Raw genomic sequence first — 20,309 nt, 5'->3', positions numbered from 1 at the left:
CCGATCGATCAGTGCTGCACTCATGCCTGCCCCCAGAATTTCAGCACCGGCTGCAGCCGCGACAGACCTTCCCAGTCCTGCATCGTCTGCAGCAGCGCGCGCACCTGCGTGAAGTCGCGTCGCGCGAACGCCAGTTCGGCCAGATAGGGCACGACGCGCGAAGCGGGCAGACCCAGTTCGCGCGCACGCCGGTAGGCCGCATCGGCCTCCTCCAGCCGGCCCATCTGCTGCAGCAGACGGCCGTGCTGCAGATGCAGCGCCGGATCGTTGCCGTGCGTCTGCAGTGCTGATTCGCTGTAGCGCAGCGCTTCGCCGACCGCGTAGTCGAGCAGATCGCCCTGTACCAGCCCCTGATAGATCAGCTCCCAGTAAAGCGCCGCCAACTGGTGTGCGACGCGGCTGCGCTGTTCGGCGTCGCGGCTCGCGGCGTAACGCTGACGGGCTTCGTGGATGTCGGCGTTGAGCCGCTTCTCGCGGCTGTCGAGCAGGCCGTAGGCGAGCAGGCGCAGATCGTCTTCGGAATCGCCGAGCAGTTCGCGCAGCACCGGCGAACCGATGCGCGACGGCGCGTGCGACAGCGCCACCATGGCACGCAGACGCTGCGGCACCGGCGCGCGTTCGTTCTTCAGGAACTGGCGCACGCCGGCCTGACGGAAGCCGGCGGCCGACTTCTCACTGCTTTCGTGGATGTCCAGATCCGGCAGCCGCACCGCCGAGAAACGCTGCGGCGCCTTCAGCCGCGGCAACAGGTGGCGCATCAGCGCGCCCGCCAGCACGCCGACGAAACCGAGTACCGGCACGAAGAAGATGCAGCTGAACAGCAGTGCCAGCACGCTCGTGCGCGGCTTCGAGCGGGCCGGCGGAATCAGCGCATACACCGCCAGCGCGAGCATCAGGCTGGCCGGCGCGTGTGCCGCCAGGTAGGCGGACAGCGCGAGATCCGGCGCCTCGATGTTGCCGAGGCCGTAGAAGGCGGTCAGCTCGGCGAGCAGCGCAGCGAAGGCGAGTTGGCTACTGCCCATGTCGCACCTTCAGCACGCCGCTCAACAGAGCAACCGGCTCGACCTGATCGAGCATGCTGATGCGGCTGCCGACGCCGCTGTCGTCCAGTCCGCTGCCGCGGTGCTGGCGCAACCAGCTGTCGATACGCGCCAGATAGCCTTCGACCGCGGCGCTGCCGGCCAGCGGCATCAGCGTCAGCAGACGCGGGCGGTCACCGCCGTCGACGCGCCACACGACGTCGAGCGAGCGCTGGATGCGGGCGATCTGCTGCACCAGTTCGCGCCCCTCATCGCCCGCCGGAAATTCCAGCGTAACCAGCGCACTGGCGACGCCGGACTCGACGCGGACGCGCCACATGCGTGCCATTTCGAAGGCGAAGTCGAGCGGGCAGTCGGCGAAGCGCGCGCGCAGCGGTGCCGCCAGCTCGCTCGCCGACAGGCCGTCGGCGTAGTAGCCGAGCAGCAGGTTCAGCATCTGCAGCGTTTCTTCGTGCAGCGCGAAGAAAGGCATGCGGTCGACCACCAGCAGCGCCCGCATCGAACCACTCATATCGCTCAGCGGTGCCACCACCAGATAGCGCGAGCCGCCGTCGGCGCGCTCGTCGTCGAGCGCCACGTGCGCCAGCCGGCGGCGCTCCAGCGCGAAGCCGATCAGCGGATCGCCGGCGTCGATGTCGAACGGCGCGCCAAGATAGGTCGGCGCACCGCCATCGGGGCGGCCGTCGGCATCGACCGGCAGCAGCGCCGCGCGTTCGATCTGGCAGTACTGCGCGACCAGACGCAGCAGGTCGGATGCACCCGGCAGCGCATCACCGGCTGCGCCGGATGCCGAGGCCAGCCCGCGCAGACTCACCAGCGCGTCGCGCATCGACACCGGGCGCGAAATCAGGTCCTGCTCCAGCCGGTCGTGCGACAGGCGCAGCAGGTAATGCTGGTGCGTCAGATACTCCAGGCGCTGCTCCAGGTAGGCCTGCACGCTTTCCGCACGCCGCACGCGATTGCGCCACAGCGACGAGAACTCGCCGCAGATCATCACCGTGATGAGCCAGCCGAGGAAGTACAGCTTCGGCAGTTCGCCCAGCGCCACACCCAGTTCGCCAAACACGAACCACGCGGCGAAAACGATGGCGCTGGCGGTCAGGCCCGGAATCGGCCCGTAGCGCAGTGCCACCAGCACCGGGCCGAGCCACACCCAGGCGAACTGCGCCCGCAGGAAGAAGGGGTCGAGCGGGTTGAGCCAGAAAGCGAGCAGCAGCGCGAGCAGCGGCGTGGCCAGCGTCTCGGCCACGGCCGCCGCTCCGGCACCGGACGCGGTCGGCGTGAAGCGCGCCATCAGGCGCCGCAGCAGCGGCTCCTCGGTGCGCCGGATGACCGGCTTCTCGCCGGGCGAGCGGTCGTTCATTTCAGCGCCGGCACCAGCAGCGACTTGATCAGTTCCTGCGCCACCGCGGCCAGCGATTCGCGGCTCCAGCCGCTCTTGCCGCCAACGCCGCTCCACAGCACGCGACCGCTGTCGACCTCGACGATCTGCAATGCGATGCCAACCGCCGGCTCGCCATCGACGCCGACCTTGTAGCGCCACTCATCGACCGTACCGGTCACGGCGTAGCGCGCACCCTGCGCCTTCGCCCACTCGATCGCCTTCGCGTCGTCCTTCGCCTGCCCGGTTTCGAACAGGTTGTCGCGCTGCAGATCGGACGGATAGCGCTGCACGTTGGCAACGCCGAGCGCGCGCAGCAGATTCTCGGTCACCGCTTCGGCGCGCTGGCCGGCAAACGGCGTTTCGGTGGCGTTGCTGAAGGGCAGCAGCACCCAGGCCGCCGACTTGTCGGCGCCGGATGGCGCCGAGTGGTCGATGACGGCGCAGCCGGCGAGCAGCGCCAGCGCGGCAGCGAGGCCGGCGATGTAGTTGATCAGGCGTTTCATGCGAACTCTCCCGGTTCAGAAAAACAGTCGGTAATGCAGTGCGAATTCGGTGGTGCGCGCGAAGATGCCACCACCGCCCTTGTCCTGTCGCCAGGACAGCGAAAAATGATCGGTACCGAGCAGGCTACCGGCCACGCCCAGCGACACGTCGTACCCGGCGCCGGCGACGCTGTTGTTCGATACGCCGATCGAGCCGAACGGACGCAGCGCCTTCGTGTAATCGCGCAGCAGGCGGATGTTGTGCGTGAGCCGGAGCCCCTGCAGATTGAAGCTTTGCGGACGCAGCGCCGTGGCGTCGGCGTCGCTGCCGGCGAACAGGCGCTGCTTGATCTCGACCGCCCGCGCGTCGGCGAGATCGATGTCGGACGGGCTGAAGCGGTAGCCGGCGACATAGGCGCTGACCTCGAGATCGGGCAGTTCGGTGCGGATCGAATGCACCAGCTCGGCCTGCCACAGACGGCCGCTGCCGATGGACAGGCCGTTCTGCGCCCGGTAGCGATAGCCGCCCAACTGCACGCCGACGCGGTCGTAGCGCGACACGCGGTAGCTGGCGCGCAGGTCGATCTGGTCGCGCATGCCGGCCGCGCGCAGGCCTAGGTTCTCGGTCGCCGGCATGTCGATGCCGACGCCGGCCGACGCGCTGAGCCGGTTGTCGATGCGCTGCTCGCGCTCGATGGCGAACGGGTGGATGGTTTCGAATCCGTCGCGCTGGCCGAGCGTGATGCGGGTGGTGCCGTCGTCGTGCATCCACGCGAGCTTGCCGAGCAGATAGCTGCTTTCGCCCGGCACCGCGGAGAATTGCGTGTTGTCGCCGCGGCTGCGCGAGATCGAGCCGAATTCGAAACTCATGCGCAGATCGGGCGCGACCGCCATGTCCAGCGTGGCGCTCGCCTGCCGCTCGTCGATGCCACCCAGTTCGCGCTGCGCGATGTCGAGATCGAAACGGTGCGCGTAATCGAGCATCGCGTCGGACAGCTGCAGGTGCAGCGGCGCGTCGTCGCGCTGGGCATCCATCGTCTCGAACGCGGCCGTCTGCGCACGACGCAGGTCGCCGACCAGGCGCGCGCTGTTCACGCGGTCGTAGCGCGGCAGACGCTCGTCCCAGGTTTCGAGCAGTGCGCCGACCGCCGCGACGTCGCCCTGCCCGAGCGCGGCGGTGATGTCGGCCCACAGCGGGCGGTTCAGCGCGCGTCCGTACTGGTGCCACAGGAAGCCGCGCACCGCGTCGTACTCGCCGCGGTCGATGAACCAGGACAGCGCCAGTTCGCGCGCCGCCGGCAACCACTGGCCGTCCGGAGCGCGGTCCAGCCGCAGCACCTCGCGCAGCAGCGCGTGCGACGCATCGCCCGGCTGCTGTGCCCGCGCCAGACGCACCCGTGCCAGTCTCTGCAGCTGGCCGATGTCGCCGGCGGCCAGTTCGCCCAGCCGCGGTCGCTCCTGTGCCCACAGTGTCTGCCGCAGGCGCCAGGCACGGTCGACTTCCTGGTTCTGTTCCAGCGCGTCGGCGACATTCATCATCCACAGGAAGTCGCCACGCTTGCGGCCGAAACGCGGCAGCATGTAGCGGTCGAGCGCCACCTGCGGGCGCGACAGCGCCTGCCAGGCCGCGGCCAGCGCGTCGTGCAGCGCTTCGTCCTGCGCCCACGCCTGTTCCCTGCGCAGCAGCAGATCGCGCAGCGCGCGCACCTCGTTGCCGTCTATCAGCAGCCACAGCAGCGCCGAGCGCACGTCGGCCGAATCCGGCACCAGCGTCAGTGCGGCGCTGAAGTCGGCGAAGGCGAGATCGCGGCGTCCGGCCGACTGATGCCACTGCGCGCGCATCTGCAGGAACAGCGGCACGCGCTCGGCCTCGGCCAGCTGTGCAGCGCTCATGTCGCCGATGATGCGGCCGACGTCCTGCGGCCGGCCGGCGAACACGTACAGGTCGAGCGTGCGCATCAGCCAAGGCGTGTCGCCGTAGCGGCGCCAGCCGCGCTCGGCCTCGCGTGCCGCCGCCAGCGGCGCGACGTCGGTCAGCAGTTCGATCAGGTCGGCCAGCTCGAAGGCGTCTGAATCGTCGAAACGCGTCACGCGCTCCAGTGCGGCACGCGCCCGGTCGTCGTCCTGCAGCAGCAGGGCGAGCGAGGAATACAGCCGCCAGTAGTCGCGGTCGGCGTCGGTCGCCACCGCCTTGGCCGATTCGAGTGCCTGCATCGCGTCATCGAAGCGGCTGCGCACGATGAGCAGCGCGGCGCGGCGCGACGCACGCGCCGGCTCCGGCGCAACGACGGTATCAAGGCGCGCCAGCGTGGCCAGCGCGAGGTCGATGTCGCCGGCACGTTCGGCCAGATCAGCCAGCGCCTTCAGCGCCTGCGGCGTGGGTGAGCTGGCGGTGATCTTCTGCAGGAAGGCGATGCCCTCGCGCGGCCGACCCAGCCGTTCGTAGGCGGCGACGATCTCGCCCAGCAGACGCATGTCACCCGGCGTGCGGCGCAGCCGGTGCTGCAGCGCCGGCAGCAGCGCCTCATCGTCGAGCAGGCCCGGCGCCAGCCGCAGCACGGCATCCCATGCGTCTTCGCGATTGGTACGCTGCGCCAGCACGAGCCACTGGTCCAGCGCCTGCTGCGGCTGGCCGGCCCATTCGGACACGGTGGCCAGACGCTCGCGCCACTTCATGTCGTCCGGCGCCTGACGCACCGCCGAGGCGGCCACGCGCTGTGCGTCGTCGAGCTGACGGTTGCCGAGAAAGGCTTCGTAACCCAGCGTGTAGATCTTGTCGTCGAAGGGCAAGTCGGGGCCCGCGCCGGTGGCGACGCGCCACGGCTGCGCGTCGAAGCCGGCCTGCGCGAGCATGGCGCGGCGCCACTGCTGCTGCAGCGACAGCTTCAGCATCTGCTTCGCGTAACGGGCGGCCGCCTCCGGACGATTGGCGGCGCGCGCCAGCGTGACCAGGTAGTAGAGCACTTCGGTGTCGTTCGCCAGTTCGCCGATCTCGCGCTCTGCGGTGTCGAGCGCAAGATCGAGCAGATTGCCCGATTGCAGCGTACGCAGCGCCTGCAGGAAGAGCTGGCGACGGACCGCTGCGTCGGGCTCGCGGCTGCGCTGCAGCAGCAGCATGCGCGCCGCGCCCTCGTACTCGCCCTGCCCCAGCAGTTCCGCCGCCGCCTGACCGTACAGGCGCGGATCGACCGCGCTGCCGTCGCGCTGGAAGGTGGCGATCAGGTCCAGCGCCAGCAGCGCCTGTCCGCGCGACAGCGCGCGCTGCACCAGCGACATCCGGTTGATTTCGTTGAGGCCGTCTATCGCCACCGCATCGCGCAGGCGCTGCGGCAGCTGCGCCTCAAGCTCGACGTGGCGTGACGACCACGGCGCCGTCGACAGCAACTCGCTCTCGTACAGCGTCCAGTCGACCCAGCGTGCTTCGGTCAGCGTGTCACGATCGACGCCATTCGCTAGCAGCGGCGCCAGATCGGCACGCGCCTGTTCGTAGTCGCGCCGCGCGAGCGACTGCCGCACGAGCGCCAGCCGCAGTTCCGGGTTCCGCGGATCGGTGCGCAGCAGGTTGCGCAGATAGGCCACCGTGAGCGTGTCGCCACGCGTGGCGTTGATCGTGTATTGCACCAGCGCCTGATAGGGATAGAGCAGCACCAGCAGCACGCCGACCAGCGCACCGATGCCCAGCAGCACGTGCGGCGCGACCAGACGCGGTCGCTCAAGCGAGGCGGCAGCGTAGCTCGATCGTCGCAGCATGGGCGCTCAGTCGGAAGTGGGTCAGCGCGCCGTCGCGGCGCTGCGCGGCGAGTGCGCGGCCGTCGGCGGAAACGCTGCAGCGCTCGGCGTTCGCCAGCGCGAACTCCAGCGGCACGTGGGCGCGCAGTTCGAAACGGTACAGCTCGCCGTCGCGCGTCGCCGACAGAATGCGGGCGTTGGCGTCGGCCAGCATCGGCAGGCGCGCATCGACCGCGGCAAGACGCAGTTCCACCTCGTCCGCGGCAAGGTGCACATAGCGCCCCTCGCCGTCGTCGCGGAAGCCGGCCACGCCGGTCGACGCCGGCAGGTCGGGTACGCCCAGTTCGCGCGGCAGGCGCAGCGTACGCAGGTGGGGCGCGTTGCGCACCCGGTAACGCTCGCCATCGAGCGTACGCGCCAGCACCACATCGTTGAAGTTCATCGCGATGCGCACGTATTCGCTCGGGTAGACCGGATGCACCGGCTGCGCCAGCGCGTGCCGGTACACCTTGTGCAGCGCTTCCAGCGCCGCCTGCTTGCTCGCCGAATAGGTGTGGTAGTAGATGTTGATCGGCTTGAGCCGGCGCGGCTTGTCGGTGAAATCGAAGGTTTCGGTGACGCGCTCGAAACCGTAGAACGGACCGGTCCACAGATTGGTGTAGACGTTCTCGTTCATGATCGGCGCATGAACGTGAAAGCGCCGCCCCTGCCAGGTACCGAGTGCCGACACGGCGGCCAGGCTGGGATAGAGCCGGCTCGCCACCGTATAGCCGCCATTCATCTGCACCATGCCGAGACGCTCGACCATTTCCAGCGCGGCTTCGGTCGGTGCCGCGTCGCCGGTCCACAGCATCAGGCCCACCGGCTTGCCTGGCGGTGCAAGGCGGCTGCGGATGTAGTCGACCGAGCCGGCGATCTCGCGCTCCAGCGACGGCACGTAGCCTTCGGGTGCGAGCGAGTAACCCTGCAGCGCCTGCTTCACCTCGCCGCGCTCGACACTGTCCCAGTAGAACGGGTGGGTGTAGCTGTGCGACGCGATCTCGACGTTCGGCAGCGCGAACATGCGGCGCGCGACCGACTCCATTTCGGCCGAATCCTTCGCGTACGGCCCCTGCGCGCTGGTTTCGATCTCGATCACCGACATCGCGTGCGGCAAGGCGTAGCGCTTCAGTACGTCATCGAGCAGCACCTCGGCAGCCAGCCGACGACCCTTCATTTCAGAATGTGATGCGAAGCCGTCGCCGTCGATGTGGGCGAAGAACATGCGGCGCCCGCTCAGCGTCGTGGTGTCGGGCACCGGCAAAGGCGGCAGCGCGAGTGCATCGCGGATGAAGGCGAAAGGTTCGACGATCCAGCGCGTCTGCGCCTCCTCCAGCGGAAGCACGCGGATGGCGAAAGGATGCAGCGCAAAGCCGCCCCAGGGCATCTGCGCCACCGCGTCGTAGCGCTTGCCGTCGGCGTCCGCCACGGTGAGCAACGTCCGTGCCGCATCGACATCGACGCGTACCCGTTCCAGCCGTCCGCGCTCCGGAATCGGCGGTGATTCGAAGCCGACCGACGGATCGGCCATCGCGATGTCGAGCCGCCCGCGTGCCGGCGCGACCGATGCAAGGCCAGCCTCGCGCAGGAAGTCGCCAGCCGGCTCGAAGCCGAAGGAGCCGAACACCGCCAGCCGGGTGCCTTCGGCGATGCGCGCCGCCATCCAGCGTGCCAGCACGGTCGCGCGCGCAGGCGGGACATGACCGTCGAACCAGCTCACGACGCCCGCGTACTCGGCGGCCGGCACGGTGTCCGGCAGCGGCTGGTTCACGTCGACATAGTCCGCCACGTAACCGAGGTGATTCACCGGCATCTCGGCGTAGCGGTGGGCGCCCGACACATTGACGCGCGCCGCCTCGCGGCTGTTGTACAGGAACAGGATCTTGCGCGGCAGCACCTCGATCAGGCCGACGCCCAGGTGCCGCAGATCGCCGTCGGTGACGTAGGGCACGATGCCGTGCGCATGGATGCGCCGCGCGGTGTCGCGCGCAAGTTCCCGTGCGGCGGGTGCTACGTAGTCGATGGCGATCGCCGTCACGCCGTATTTGTCGCGCGCAGTCAGCAGCTGTCCGAGCAGCCAGTCGCGGTCGGACTGCCCGACCTCGACATAGCGCTTCTTCTTCGCGTCCCAGCCGCGGTAAAGCGATTCGGCAGCGACCGCATAGACCTCGTCGCGCAGATCGGGCAGCAGTTCGAAGCCGCGGTTGAAGATGAGGCGGATGCCGGGAAAGCGGCTGCGCAGTTGCCGCACCACGGCCACCATGCCCTGCTGCTGGGCGACGACGTCGACGCCATTGACCAGATGGTAGGAATCCAGCGTGTCGAGAAAGAAGCCGCGATAGCCGCGTGCCCACAGCGGCGCGATCACCTGTTCGGCAAAGAAGGCCGGCCACGCAGGCTGCGCCTGGTCGATCACGACGGATTTCCAGGCCTGATTGCGACCGATGCGCCAGGCTTCCGGGATACGTGCCGCGTAAGGGCGGGTCGGATGCACCTCGCCCACGCTGACATAGGCGAACAGTTCGGAACGCCCCTGCCCGCGGTAGGCGGCCGGGTCGAAACCGTGGTCCGGTTCGACCACGGCGATGTCGAAGGCCTTCATCGCCGCCAGCGGCGCATCGGCACCATAGTGCAGCGCAACCGACGGCAGTTCGCCCGCCTGCGCCCGGTCCGCCACGACGAGGAATGCAGGCACGGCGAAGCAGAGCAGACAGAAGAAATGCGACAGGAACGGACGGTGCAGCGAACGAAGGGTCGAAAGCATCAGGTCACGGGCGCCGACAGGGTTTCCGGTGAACGGCGCATTGTGGGGGAACCTTTAGCTTGCAGGCCCGACTTGCGCAAAATTTGCGCTGCACAACGCTCTCGCGCCGTCGGAGACGCGATCAGGCGGGCGGGATCCAGTCTGGCGACGGCAACGCGTGGAACGCTTCGCGCAGGCTTTCACCCCAGCGCGTGCGGATCATTTCGAAATAGGCGTTCTCGGCGTCGATGCGGGTGTGCGAGCACACTTTCAGCGCGCCGGTGCGCAGCACCAGCAGGTCCAGCGGCAGCCCGACCGACAGGTTGGAGCGGATGGTCGAATCCATCGAGATCAGCGCACACTTGGCCGCCTCGTCCAGCGTGGTTTCCGGGCGGATGACGCGGTCGATGATGGGCTTGCCGTACTTCGCCTCGCCGATCTGGAAGTACGGCGTGTCGCGCGTCGCCTCGATGAAGTTGCCGGCGGCGTAGATCTGGAACAGCCGCGGCTCCTCGCCCAGTATCTGGCCGCCGAGGATGAGGCTGGCGTTGAATTCGATGCCGAATTCCTTCAGCGCCTCGGCGTCGCGCGCGTGGACCTCGCGCAGACAGTCACCGACGTGGCGCGCCGCCTCGAACATGTTCGTCACCGTGTACAGGTTGGGCCCGTCGGTGGCGAGACGCTCGCGCAGCAGGCTCACCAGCGTCTGCGTCAGCGCGAGATTGCCGGCGCTCATCAGCACCAGCACGCGCTCGCCCGGGCGCTCGAACAGATTCATCTTGCGGAAGGTGTTGATGTGATCGACACCGGCATTGGTGCGCGAATCGGACAGGCATACGAGCCCGGCGTCGAGCAGCATGCCCACGCAGTAGGTCATGGCGGATTTCCGTCAGGGAAAAGTTGAATGTTAGACGGACAGCGCGCGCGCTGCCCGGTGCGGCAGTGCGTCAGTGGGTGTGGATGGACACCCGGGTGAGCGTGCGCGTGACCGCCTCGCCGCCGGCCATGCGCACCGGGCAGGCATCGAGATGGTCGCGCCCGACCGCCAGCCGGCAATAGCCGTGGCCGGCCAGCGCGCGTTCGAGCACGTCGACGCTGACCCAGCCGGCTTCGCCGCCGGGTGCCGGCCCGCTGGCCAGCCATACGTCAACCCAGGCGTGCGGCGCCGCCCACTCGCCGGCGGCATCGATCAGGTAGCCACTGACGTAACGTGCCGGCAATCCGGCGGCGCGGCAGCAGGCGATGAAGGCATGCGCGATGTCGGCGCTGCAGCCGAAGCCGGCGTCCAGCGCGATGGACGCGCCACCCGGCGGCAGGCAGTCCGGCTGATGCCGCACGGCGCCGCACACCGCACCGCTGAGATCCAGCAGTTCGCCCACGGTATCGCGCCGCGCACGCAGGTGGCTGGCCGCCATTGCGTGCGCCTGTTCGTCGGCTTCAGTCAGTCGCGTGCCGGCCAGATAGGACAGCGGCGACAGCGTGCCGCTGTCGCGCGGCATCCACGCGTCGGCGTCGGTCAGCCGCACGGTGCCGCTGACGACGATGGAAAGTTCGCTGTGCGGCCGGTCCAGCGTCAGCAGGTGACCGATGTTGCCGTGCGCATCGACCGAGCGGCGCGCGCTGCCCGGCGCCTGCACGCGCCAGTTCAGCGGCCGCTGGGTCGAGTCCTCGCGCGGCGTAAGCCGCAACTGCTGGATGCTGTAGTTGACCGGGCTGGCGTACTGCAGCGTGGTTTCGTGACGGATATCGAGCAGCATGGCGATCTCCTTCAACTGGATGACATCGGAACCAGGAAATCGTTTGAAATGCGGTTGCCAAGGTCGTTCACGCGCACGATGAACTGCGTCAGGTACTCGTGCAGCCCGCGCGCGAACACGTCCTCGATGCGGCCGAACTTCAGGCTGGCCTGCAGTTCGCCGGCACGGCGCTGGGTTTCCTTCGAGCGGTAGTTCGACACCGCCAGCAGGTTTTCGTACACCTCGACCATGCTGGTACGCAGTGAGCGCGGCATCTGGTCGTTCAGGATCAGCAGTTCGGTCACCTTCACCGGCGTGATCAGGTCGCGATACACCTTGCGATAGACCTCGAAGGCCGACACCGAACGCAGCAGCGCGCTCCACTGGTAGTAATCGGCGGCCGCGTCGGGTGGCGCCTTGCCGTCGACCAGCATGTGGTACTTCACGTCGATGAAGCGCGCGGTCGCGTCGGCCCGTTCGAGGAAGGTGCCGAGACGGATGAAGTGAAAGGCTTCGTCGCGCAGCATGGTGCCCAGCGTGACGCCGCGCGACAGATGCGAGCGGAACTTCACCCACTCGAAGAATTCGCCGATCTCGCTGCCCGACAGTTTCCAGCGCGGGTAGTCGCGCATCTTGAGCCAGGTGTCGTTGGTGGTTTCCCACATTTCCGACGTGATGGTGCCGCGCACCGCGTGTGCGTTTTCGCGCGCCATGCGCAGGCAGCTCATGATGGACGAAGGATTGCTGCCGTCGAACACCATGAATTCGAGCACGGATTCCATCGTCGCTGCCGGGTACTTGGCGCGGAAGGCGTCCTCCAGACCGGTGATCGACAGCGTCGCACCCCAGCCGGCATCGATGCCGCCATCGGCCTGCGGCACCATGGACATCCGGTAATTCACGTCCAGCATGCGGGCAACATTCTCGGCGCGCTCAATGTAGCGCGCCATCCAGTAAAGGTGGTCTGCGGTTCGGCTCAGCATGGGAGCATCATCCTGTGATCGGCGGGGTCGATGAACGAAGCGGTCGCGCCGCCCGCAGGGCCGCCCCAAGGGCGAGCGCAGCCCCCTCGGGGGGCAGCGAACAAAGTGAGCGTGGGGGTATCCATCCTCAGACCTCCAGCACCCAGGTGTCCTTGGTGCCGCCGCCCTGCGACGAATTCACCACCAGAGAGCCTTCGCGCAGCGCCACCCGGGTCAGACCGCCGGGCACCATGTTGATGTCCTTGCCGGACAGCACGAAGGGGCGCAGGTCGATATGGCGCGGCGCGATGCCAGCGTCGACGAAGGTCGGGCAGGCCGACAGCGACAGCGTCGGTTGCGCGATGTAGCGCTCCGGCGTCTCGGTCAGCAGCTGACGGAAACGCTCGATCTCCTCCTTCGACGCACGCGGCCCGATCAGCATGCCGTAGCCGCCGGCGCCGTGCGTTTCCTTGACCACCAGCTCGTCGAGGTGGGCCAGTACGTAGGCGAGGTCCTCCTTCTTGCGGCACATATAGGTGGGCACGTTGTTCAGCAGCGGCTCCTCGCCGAGGTAGAAACGGATCATGTCCGGCACGTAGGGATAGATGGACTTGTCGTCCGCCACCCCGGTGCCGATCGCGTTGGCCAGCGTTACGTGGCCGGCGCGATAGACCTGCAGCAGGCCCGGCACGCCCAGCATGGAATCGGCGCGGAAGGCCAGCGGATCGAGGAAGTCGTCGTCGATGCGGCGATAGATCACATCGACGCGCTGCGGTCCCTGAGTGGTGCGCATGTACAGATGCTCGTCGCGCACGAAGAGATCCTGCCCCTCGACCAGTTCGACGCCCATCTGCTGGGCGAGGAAGGCGTGTTCGAAGTAGGCCGAGTTGTAGGCGCCCGGCGTCAGCACGATGACGGTCGGGTCGAGTACGCCGGCCGGTGCGACCGCCCGCAGATTGCTCAGCAGCATGTCCGGGTAGTGCTCGACCGGCGCCACGCGGTAGCGCGAGAACAGTTCCGGGAACAGCCGCATCATCATGCGGCGGTCCTCCAGCATGTAGGACACGCCGGACGGCACACGCAGGTTGTCCTCCAGCACATAGAACTCGCCCGCCCCGGCGCGCACGACGTCGACGCCGGCGATGTGGGCGTAGATGCCGCCCGGCACATCGACGCCCTGCATTTCCGGCCGGTACTGGCTGTTCGACAGCACCTGCTCGGCCGGAATCTTGCCGGCCTTGATGATCTCCTGGTCGTGGTAGACGTCGTGCAGGAACATGTTCAGCGCCTTCACGCGCTGACGCAGGCCGGCGGCCAATTGCTTCCATTCCTGGGCGGGGATGATGCGCGGCACGACGTCGAACGGAATCAGACGTTCCTTGCCCTCTTCTTCGCCGTAGACCGCGAAGGTAATGCCGACCCGGTGGAACACCAGATCCGCTTCGGCACGCTTTTGCGCGATGCGCTCCGGCGGTGTTTCCGCCAGCCACTTCTGGTAGCCGGCGTAATGAGCGCGCACCGTGCCGTCGGCGCCGTTCATTTCGTCATAGATCGAGGACGGGTTGGCCATGATCGGGTTGTCTCGTGTGATTGTTTGGCGCGTATCCGCATTCAGCGAAAAATGTGCCATGCCGGAAAACGGCGCCAGGACTGGAAACCTTCCGCTTTGAAGGGTTTTACGCACCAAGCGGGTGCGAAGCCCGGATTCATGTGGTGCAAGGTGTTGAAACGAAAACGCCCCGCACTGGGCGGGGCGTTTTTTCAGACCGATGAAGCGGCGATCAGATGCGTTCGATGATGCCCGCAATGCCCTGGCCACCACCGATACACATGGTGATCAGGCCGTAGCGACCACCGGTGCGCTGCAGTTCGTACAGGCACTTGACGGTCAGGATGGCGCCGGTCGCACCGACCGGGTGACCCAGACCGACGGCGCCGCCGTTCGGGTTCACCTTGGCCGGGTCCAGACCCAGTTCGCGCGTGCAGCACATGGCCTGCACGGCGAAGGCTTCGTTCGATTCGATCACGTCGAGATCGGATGCCTTCAGACCGGCACGCTGCAGCGCCAGCTTGACCGCCGGGATCGGGCCGGTACCCATGATGGTCGGATCGACGCCGGCCACCGCGTAGGACACCAGACGGGCCAGCGGCTTGGCGCCAGCGCGGGCGGCCGCACCGGCTTCCATCATGACGATGGCAGCGGCGCCGTCGTTGATGCCCGAGGCATTGCCGGCGGTGACCGAACCGTCCTTCTTGAACACCGGGCGCAGCTTGGCCATGCCTTCGAGCGAGGCGTCACGGCGGAAGTGCTCGTCGGTGTCGATGACGGTGGTGCCCTTCTTGGTCACCACTTCCAGCGGAGCGATCTGCGACTTGAAGTGGCCGGCGTCGGTCGCCGCAGCGGCCTTCTGGTGCGAGGCGACGGCGAAGGCATCCTGCTCCTCGCGGTTGAAGCCGAACTGGCTGGCGATGTTTTCCGCGGTGATGCCCATGTGCACCGTGTCGAACGGATCGGTCAGCGCGCCGACCATCATGTCGATCATCTTGGTGTCGTTCATGCGGGCGCCCCAGCGGGCCGCCGGCATCAGGTAACCACCACGGCTCATCGTTTCGACGCCGCCACCGACTGCGCAGTCGGCATCGCCGAGCTGGATCGCGTTGGCCGCCGACACGATGGCCTGGAAGCCCGAGCCGCACAGGCGGTTCACGCCCATGGCGCACGATTCCTTCGACATGCCGCCGTTGATCGCCACCACGCGCGACACATACATGTCGCGGGCTTCGGTGTGGATCACGTTGCCCAGCACCAGATGCTGCGCTTCCTTCGCGTCGACGCCGGCGCGCGCGAAGGCGGCCTTGACCACGTGCGCGCCCAGATCGCAGGCCGTGAAGTCCTTCAGCGAACCGCCGTATGCGCCGATCGGCGTACGTGCAGCACCTACGATCACCACTTCTCTCTTGTCAGCCATCAGTACCACCTCCGTTGAAATCAGCTACCGACATAGCCAGCCAGCGTGAGCAGGCCGAGCAAAAGAAGACAAAATATAAGTGTGCGCCAAACAAGGCCGATCGCGCTTTGCATGAGATCAACATCGGCGTCGTCGCCCATGCCCAGTTCGGGCCGGTCCGCGACTTCGCCGAGTTCGAACAGCGGTGCGCCGAGCTTCACGCCGAGCGCCCCGCCGCCGCTGGCGAGCAGAATGCCCGCCGCCTGCTCAGGCCATTTTGCGGCCTGCGTGCGCCAGCAATGCACGGCGTCCTCGAAGTCGCCAACGATGGCGAAGGTCGCGGCAGTCATGCGCACAGGGATGAAATCCAGCCATTCGTACATGTTCCGCGCGAAGCGGCCGAAGGCACCGAACTCGATGTTTTCGCGCCGTGCCCACGACCATGACAGGCGTTCGGTCAGGCGATAGAGCAAGGGGCCGGTCGGCCCAGGCAGCAGCGCGAACAGCGCCAGCGGTGCGAACACATGGCGATGCGCCGCCAGCAGGCCCTGTTCGATCGCCAGACGGGCGATCTCCTCCTGCTTCATCCGGTCGGTGTTGCGCGACAGCCAGTTGCCCAGTTCGCGCCGCGCGGTGTCGGTGTCGCCGGCACGCAGTGCGTCGGCGGTGGCTTCGAAATGGTGGCTGAACTGGCGGAAGCCCATGGTCACGTAGAGCACGATGACATTGAGCACCCAGCCGAGCACCGGGTTGATCCAGACGAGGAAAAGATAGAGGAACCAGACGGCCGCCACCGGCAGGCCGACGGCCAGCGACCACGCGACCACACCGTGGCGCGCCTCGCCGGCGTTCAGGCGCTGTTCGAACCAGGCCGCATAGCGGGCAAGAGGGCCTGCGACGACGCGCTCATAGGAAAGCGGTTTGTACTGCTCGATCAGCAGTGCGACAAAAAGAGACAGCCAGGTCATGTGATGCGTTATCGCCTTACGAGCATGCGGACGATATCACAGTGAAGCTTGCGGGAGCCTTGCAAGCCGTCATCCCGACGAACCCGGCAGGTCGTGCAGCCGGCCGGTCGCCCGGTGACCGTCATGCCGCCCGGCAGCTTCAGTCCTTCAGCAGGTGTTCGGCGAAGCTGACGATCATGCCGGCAGTGGCGCCCCAGATGTCGTAGCCCTGCCAGGGCATGGCCCAGAATTCGCGGGTGATGCCCTGGTGTTCGATGCTGCCGCGTCGCCGGTTGGCCGGATCGAGCAGGAAGGACAGCGGCGTCTCGAAGGCCTCGGCCACCTCGAAAGCGTCGAGCTGCAGCTGCAGCGGTGTGCGCAACAGTCCGACCACCGGAGTAACGCGAAAGCCGCTGGCGGTGATGTAGTAATCCGGCAGGCGGCCGATCAGTTCGACCTGCTCCGGCGCCAGGCCGATTTCTTCCTGCGCTTCGCGCAGGGCGGTCGCCTCGGGCGACGTGTCGCCGGCATCGACGCGACCGCCGGGGAAGGCGATCTGGCCCGGGTGATCGTGCAGATGGGCGCTGCGCCGGGTCAGCAGCAGCGTCGGCTCGACCCCGCCGACCACCACCGGGACCAGTACAGCCGCCGGCGTGAAACCGGCGAAGCGAACGTCTGGCTGCGTCGCCGGCAAAGACAGACGGGTACGCAGGCGATCGATATCGAAGCCTGCAGCGGGCGCGGTAAAGTCCATCAGAAGCGCTGCCTCAAGGTCATGACCTGTCCGTTGCGCTGCATGTCCATGCGGTTCAGGAAACTCATGCCGAGCAGCACCTGCGGCATTTCGGCATCCATCACGGCCGCTTCGACATTGGCCTGGGTCACGCTGCCAAGCTTCACGCTCGCGAGCCGGACGCGCCAGGCGCGAACAACACCGTTGGCGGTCTGCACCGGTATCGCCTCTGCGCGGGACAGGTCGATCCCCGCACGTCGGGCATGGTTACGGTCCATCGCGATCACGGTAGCGCCGGTATCGAGCAGGAATTTCATCGGCACGCCATTGATCGACCCATCGGCGGAGAAGTGCCCCTGCTGATCGGCGTTCAGGTGGATGACCGAGGCCGACGTTTCGGCGCTGCGCTGCGACGCCACGTTCTCGCCGACGCGAAGCTGCACGCGCCGGCCGTCGATGTCGACCCAGGCACGGTCGCCCTCGACCGACAGCAGCTTCACCCCCTCCGGCGAACGGGCACCCGGTGCCAGCGTTCGCGGCGTGCCGCCGTCGATCACCAGCACCGCCTTGCCGCCGAACACACCGGCCAGCGAAACGTCGGCCGCTTGCGCAGCGCTTGCGCCAGCGAGGACGGCGAGCGCGAGCGTGGCTAGAATGCGGCGAGGAGGTGTTTCGATGAAACCCATTGCAGTGTTCCGTCACAGTCCGACCGAAGGACCCGGTCATTTTGCTACATATATCAACGGCCTGGGCCGTGAAATCCGCCTGTTCGCGATGGATTGCGGCGACCCGGTGCCGACCGATTCGTCGGCCTTCGCCGGCCTCTGCTTCATGGGCGGGCCGATGAGCGTGAACGATCCGCTGCCGTGGATTCCGCCGGTGCTCGAACTGATACGCAAGGCGGTCGCCGCCGACATTCCGGTGATCGGCCACTGCCTGGGCGGCCAGCTCATGTCGAAAGCGCTCGGCGGCACCGTCGGTGCCAATCGCTGCAAGGAGATCGGCTGGCTGGACGTCCATGCCACCGACCCGGCGGCGGCCGAATGGTTCGGTGACCGGTCGCGCTTTCCGTCCTTCCACTGGCACGGCGAAACCTTCACCGTGCCAAGCGGCGCCACCCGGGTGCTGGCATCGGACGGCTGCGACAACCAGGCCTGGGCCATGGGCAAGCATCTGGCGATGCAGTGCCACATCGAAATGACCGAGGATCTGGTGAAGTCGTGGTGTACCGGCGGCGCCGACGAGATCGCCGAGGCCGCGGCACAGCCGACAGTGCAGCAGCCGGCGGACATCCAGCGCGACCTGGAGGCACGGGTGACAGCGCTGCACGCCGTGGCTGAAACGGCCTACGCGAAGTGGGTCAAAGGCCTGAAGGACTGAGCAGGGGAAACGGGCAGCTACCGCGGGGGAGCGGTCGCGGCAGCGCCTGAATCGGCGCTCAGTCGCGGAAATTGCCGAACTGCAGCGGGATGTCGGTCACCTGCTTGCGCAGCAGCGCGATCGCTTCCTGCAGTACGTCGCGTTTGGAGCCGGTGACGCGCACTTCCTCGCCCTGGATGCTGCCCTGCACCTTGAGCTTGCTGTCCTTCAGGATGCGCACGATCTTCTTCGCCGACTCGCTCTCGATACCGACCTTGAGCTTGAGTTCCTGCTTCATCTTGTTGCCGCTGATCTTCTGCGCGTCGCCGCGCTCGACCGAGCGCACGTCGATGCCGCGCTTGGCGAACTTGCCGAGCAGCACGTCATAGACCTGGTCGAGCTTGAAGTCGTCGTCGGCGAACAGCGTGAGCAGCTTGTCGCCCTGCTCCACGCGCGCGTCCGAACCCTTGAAGTCGAAGCGGTTGGTGATTTCCTTGTTCGCCTGGTCGACCGCGTTGCGCAGTTCGACCATGTCGATTTCGGAACTGATGTCGAAGGACGGCATGCTGAAAACCTCGTGTGCTGCGAGCGGGCGCCAAGCGGCGCCCGGTGATGCGGATCAGCCGAAATGGCAGACGTAGTGGTAGGGCTCGCCACTCACTTCGATGTCGAATGACGAGTTGCCCGGCACGTTGTAGGACTCACCCGCACCATAGGTCTTCCACTCGGTCTCCCCCTTCAGGCGCACGCGGCAGCTGCCCGCCACGCCTTCCATGATTTCCGGCGCGCCGGTATTGAAGGTGAGCGTGGCCGGCAGGATGACGCCGACCGACTTCTTCGTGCCGTCGGCGAACTGGATGCTGTGGCTGACGCACTTGCCGTCGAAGTACACATTGGCCTTCTTGACGACGCTGATGTTGTCGAACTGGGACATGTTCTTTTCCTGTTGTGATTACTTGCCGCGCTTGATGGCCGCGTTGGCGGCGATGCGCATGCGCAGCGCGTTGAGCTTGATGAAACCGGCGGCGTCCTTCTGGTCGTATGCACCCGCATCGTCCTCGAAGGTGGCGATGGTCGGGTCGAACAGTGAGTCGGTCTTCGAATCGCGGGCGACCACGATGACGTTGCCCTTGTACAGCTTGAGCCGCACCCAGCCATTGACCGTCTGCTGCGTGTGGTCGATCAGCGCCTGCAGCGCGCGGCGCTCCGGACTCCACCAGTAGCCGGTGTAGATGATGCTGGCGTAGCGCGGCATCAGGTCGTCCTTCAGGTGGGCGACTTCGCGGTCCAGCGTGATCGACTCGATGGCGCGGTGCGCGCGCAGCAGGATGGTGCCGCCCGGGGTTTCGTAGCAGCCGCGCGACTTCATGCCGACATAGCGGTTCTCGACCAGGTCGAGGCGGCCGATGCCGTGCTTGCCGCCGATCGTGTTCAGCGTGGCCAGCAGTTCGTGCGCCGGCATGCGCGTGCCGTTGATGCTCACCAGGTCGCCGCGCTCGAATTCGAGGTCGAGGTATTCGGCGGCGTCCGGCGCCGCTTCCGGCGACACCGTCCAGCGCCACATCGATTCCTCGGCTTCGGCCGACGGATCTTCGAGGTGACGACCTTCGTAGCTGATGTGCAGCAGGTTGGCGTCCATCGAATAGGGCGAGCCGCCCTGCTTGTGCTTCATCTCGATGGGAATGCCGTGGCTCTCGGCGTAGGCCAGCAGTTTTTCGCGCGACAGCAGATCCCACTCACGCCACGGCGCGATCACCTTCACGTTCGGCATCAGCGCATAGGCGCCCAGTTCGAAGCGGACCTGGTCGTTGCCCTTGCCGGTGGCGCCGTGCGAAATGGCATTGGCGCCGGTTTCGCGCGCGATATCGATCAGGCGCTTGGCGATCAGCGGACGGGCGATCGAGGTGCCGAGCAGGTACTCGCCTTCATAGATCGTGTTGGCGCGGAACATCGGGAACACGAAATCGCGGACGAACTCCTCGCGCAGATCGTCGATGTAGATGTTCTCCGGCTTGATGCCCAGCTTGATCGCCTTGGCACGCGCCGGTTCGAGTTCCTCACCCTGGCCGAGGTCGGCGGTGAAGGTGACGATTTCGCACTGATACACATCCTGCAGCCACTTCAGGATGACCGAGGTGTCCAGGCCGCCCGAATAGGCGAGGACCACTTTCTTGATGTCGCTCATCGTTGCTCGTCTTTCAATAAGA

The 20,309-nt window shown here is 67.0% G+C and carries 17 protein-coding genes; 1 reads left to right on the top strand and 16 read right to left on the bottom strand.

What is annotated here, in order from left to right; all coding sequences use genetic code 11:
- Positions 1-20: 20 nt before the first annotated feature.
- The 13 genes from WJU27_RS02100 to WJU27_RS02040 form a co-directional block, all read right to left on the bottom strand.
- Positions 21-1,022 (bottom strand): hypothetical protein, encoded by a 1,002-nt coding sequence (locus tag WJU27_RS02100; protein WP_341420986.1) that lies wholly within the window; start codon positions 1,020-1,022, stop codon positions 21-23.
- A complete protein-coding gene (locus WJU27_RS02095; protein ID WP_341420985.1) occupies positions 1,012-2,403 on the bottom strand; it encodes a PelD GGDEF domain-containing protein in 1,392 nt (463 codons plus the stop codon). Before WJU27_RS02095 ends, WJU27_RS02100 begins: the two co-directional genes overlap by 11 nt.
- On the bottom strand, positions 2,400-2,927 hold the full coding sequence (locus WJU27_RS02090) for a penicillin-binding protein activator LpoB (RefSeq protein ID WP_296812453.1): 528 nt from the start codon (positions 2,925-2,927) through the stop codon (positions 2,400-2,402). Before WJU27_RS02090 ends, WJU27_RS02095 begins: the two co-directional genes overlap by 4 nt.
- Before the next feature lie 15 nt (positions 2,928-2,942).
- A complete protein-coding gene (locus WJU27_RS02085; protein ID WP_341420984.1) occupies positions 2,943-6,656 on the bottom strand; it encodes a tetratricopeptide repeat protein in 3,714 nt (1,237 codons plus the stop codon).
- Complete coding sequence (locus WJU27_RS02080) at positions 6,619-9,438, bottom strand: bifunctional glycoside hydrolase 114/ polysaccharide deacetylase family protein (protein WP_341420983.1); 2,820 nt, start codon at positions 9,436-9,438, stop codon at positions 6,619-6,621. Before WJU27_RS02080 ends, WJU27_RS02085 begins: the two co-directional genes overlap by 38 nt.
- Positions 9,439-9,559: 121 nt before the next feature.
- Positions 9,560-10,294 (bottom strand): proteasome-type protease, encoded by a 735-nt coding sequence (locus WJU27_RS02075; protein ID WP_020165205.1) that lies wholly within the window; start codon positions 10,292-10,294, stop codon positions 9,560-9,562.
- Positions 10,295-10,364: 70 nt separating this feature from the next.
- The gene (locus WJU27_RS02070) at positions 10,365-11,174 is read right to left on the bottom strand and encodes a transglutaminase family protein (protein ID WP_020165206.1); all 810 of its coding nucleotides are present in this window, start codon (positions 11,172-11,174) and stop codon (positions 10,365-10,367) included.
- Positions 11,175-11,185: 11 nt separating this feature from the next.
- Positions 11,186-12,136, bottom strand: coding sequence for an alpha-E domain-containing protein (locus WJU27_RS02065; protein ID WP_020165207.1), 951 nt, complete (start codon positions 12,134-12,136; stop codon positions 11,186-11,188).
- Between the two features lie 127 nt (positions 12,137-12,263).
- Positions 12,264-13,685, bottom strand: a complete 1,422-nt coding sequence (locus WJU27_RS02060) for a circularly permuted type 2 ATP-grasp protein (RefSeq protein WP_029143767.1) — start codon at positions 13,683-13,685, stop codon at positions 12,264-12,266.
- Positions 13,686-13,896: 211 nt separating this feature from the next.
- The gene (gene bktB, locus WJU27_RS02055) at positions 13,897-15,084 is read right to left on the bottom strand and encodes a beta-ketothiolase BktB (RefSeq protein ID WP_020165209.1); all 1,188 of its coding nucleotides are present in this window, start codon (positions 15,082-15,084) and stop codon (positions 13,897-13,899) included.
- 20 nt (positions 15,085-15,104) lie between these two features.
- Positions 15,105-16,031, bottom strand: coding sequence for a CobD/CbiB family protein (locus WJU27_RS02050; RefSeq protein ID WP_019917615.1), 927 nt, complete (start codon positions 16,029-16,031; stop codon positions 15,105-15,107).
- A gap of 139 nt (positions 16,032-16,170) precedes the next feature.
- Entirely contained in the window at positions 16,171-16,764 is a 594-nt protein-coding gene (locus WJU27_RS02045; protein WP_341420982.1) for a CoA pyrophosphatase, read from the bottom strand.
- A complete protein-coding gene (locus WJU27_RS02040) occupies positions 16,764-17,429 on the bottom strand; it encodes a retropepsin-like aspartic protease family protein (protein ID WP_341420981.1) in 666 nt (221 codons plus the stop codon). The genes WJU27_RS02045 and WJU27_RS02040 overlap by 1 nt, the downstream gene beginning before the upstream one ends.
- Between WJU27_RS02040 and WJU27_RS02035 the strand changes: the two genes are divergently transcribed.
- Positions 17,419-18,123 (top strand): type 1 glutamine amidotransferase, encoded by a 705-nt coding sequence (locus WJU27_RS02035; RefSeq protein WP_341420980.1) that lies wholly within the window; start codon positions 17,419-17,421, stop codon positions 18,121-18,123. The genes WJU27_RS02040 and WJU27_RS02035 overlap by 11 nt on opposite strands.
- Before the next feature lie 58 nt (positions 18,124-18,181).
- Here WJU27_RS02035 and WJU27_RS02030 read toward each other — a convergent pair whose 3' ends face one another.
- The 3 genes from WJU27_RS02030 to WJU27_RS02020 are packed head-to-tail and all read right to left on the bottom strand — an operon-like array spanning position 18,182 to position 20,287.
- Positions 18,182-18,667 carry a YajQ family cyclic di-GMP-binding protein gene (locus WJU27_RS02030; protein WP_341420979.1) on the bottom strand — a complete coding sequence of 162 codons (486 nt, stop codon included), beginning with the start codon at positions 18,665-18,667 and terminating at the stop codon, positions 18,182-18,184.
- A 54-nt stretch (positions 18,668-18,721) separates the two neighbouring features.
- Positions 18,722-19,036, bottom strand: a complete 315-nt coding sequence (gene ppnP, locus WJU27_RS02025) for a pyrimidine/purine nucleoside phosphorylase (protein WP_008062806.1) — start codon at positions 19,034-19,036, stop codon at positions 18,722-18,724.
- Between the two features lie 18 nt (positions 19,037-19,054).
- Positions 19,055-20,287, bottom strand: a complete 1,233-nt coding sequence (locus tag WJU27_RS02020) for an argininosuccinate synthase (protein ID WP_341420978.1) — start codon at positions 20,285-20,287, stop codon at positions 19,055-19,057.
- Positions 20,288-20,309: the final 22 nt, after the last annotated feature.

The organism is Methyloversatilis sp. NSM2, assembly GCF_038066675.1.
Lineage (GTDB): Bacteria > Pseudomonadota > Gammaproteobacteria > Burkholderiales > Rhodocyclaceae > Methyloversatilis > Methyloversatilis discipulorum_A.
Note: the sequence above shows the minus strand (reverse complement) of the source record. Positions and strands in the feature narration are given on the sequence as shown.

Coding starts and splice junctions, on each gene's coding strand:
- WJU27_RS02045 (WP_341420982.1), bottom strand. CDS start 16,764: ATGGACTTTACCGCGCCCGCTGCAGGCTTCGATATCGATCGCCTGCGT.
- WJU27_RS02080 (WP_341420983.1), bottom strand. CDS start 9,438: ATGCTTTCGACCCTTCGTTCGCTGCACCGTCCGTTCCTGTCGCATTTC.
- WJU27_RS02030 (WP_341420979.1), bottom strand. CDS start 18,667: ATGCCGTCCTTCGACATCAGTTCCGAAATCGACATGGTCGAACTGCGC.
- WJU27_RS02085 (WP_341420984.1), bottom strand. CDS start 6,656: ATGCTGCGACGATCGAGCTACGCTGCCGCCTCGCTTGAGCGACCGCGT.
- WJU27_RS02035 (WP_341420980.1), top strand. CDS start 17,419: ATGAAACCCATTGCAGTGTTCCGTCACAGTCCGACCGAAGGACCCGGT.
- ppnP (WP_008062806.1), bottom strand. CDS start 19,036: ATGTCCCAGTTCGACAACATCAGCGTCGTCAAGAAGGCCAATGTGTAC.
- WJU27_RS02020 (WP_341420978.1), bottom strand. CDS start 20,287: ATGAGCGACATCAAGAAAGTGGTCCTCGCCTATTCGGGCGGCCTGGAC.
- WJU27_RS02060 (WP_029143767.1), bottom strand. CDS start 13,685: ATGGCCAACCCGTCCTCGATCTATGACGAAATGAACGGCGCCGACGGC.
- WJU27_RS02070 (WP_020165206.1), bottom strand. CDS start 11,174: ATGCTGCTCGATATCCGTCACGAAACCACGCTGCAGTACGCCAGCCCG.
- WJU27_RS02095 (WP_341420985.1), bottom strand. CDS start 2,403: ATGAACGACCGCTCGCCCGGCGAGAAGCCGGTCATCCGGCGCACCGAG.
- WJU27_RS02065 (WP_020165207.1), bottom strand. CDS start 12,136: ATGCTGAGCCGAACCGCAGACCACCTTTACTGGATGGCGCGCTACATT.
- WJU27_RS02050 (WP_019917615.1), bottom strand. CDS start 16,031: ATGACCTGGCTGTCTCTTTTTGTCGCACTGCTGATCGAGCAGTACAAA.
- WJU27_RS02100 (WP_341420986.1), bottom strand. CDS start 1,022: ATGGGCAGTAGCCAACTCGCCTTCGCTGCGCTGCTCGCCGAGCTGACC.
- WJU27_RS02040 (WP_341420981.1), bottom strand. CDS start 17,429: ATGGGTTTCATCGAAACACCTCCTCGCCGCATTCTAGCCACGCTCGCG.
- bktB (WP_020165209.1), bottom strand. CDS start 15,084: ATGGCTGACAAGAGAGAAGTGGTGATCGTAGGTGCTGCACGTACGCCG.
- WJU27_RS02090 (WP_296812453.1), bottom strand. CDS start 2,927: ATGAAACGCCTGATCAACTACATCGCCGGCCTCGCTGCCGCGCTGGCG.
- WJU27_RS02075 (WP_020165205.1), bottom strand. CDS start 10,294: ATGACCTACTGCGTGGGCATGCTGCTCGACGCCGGGCTCGTATGCCTG.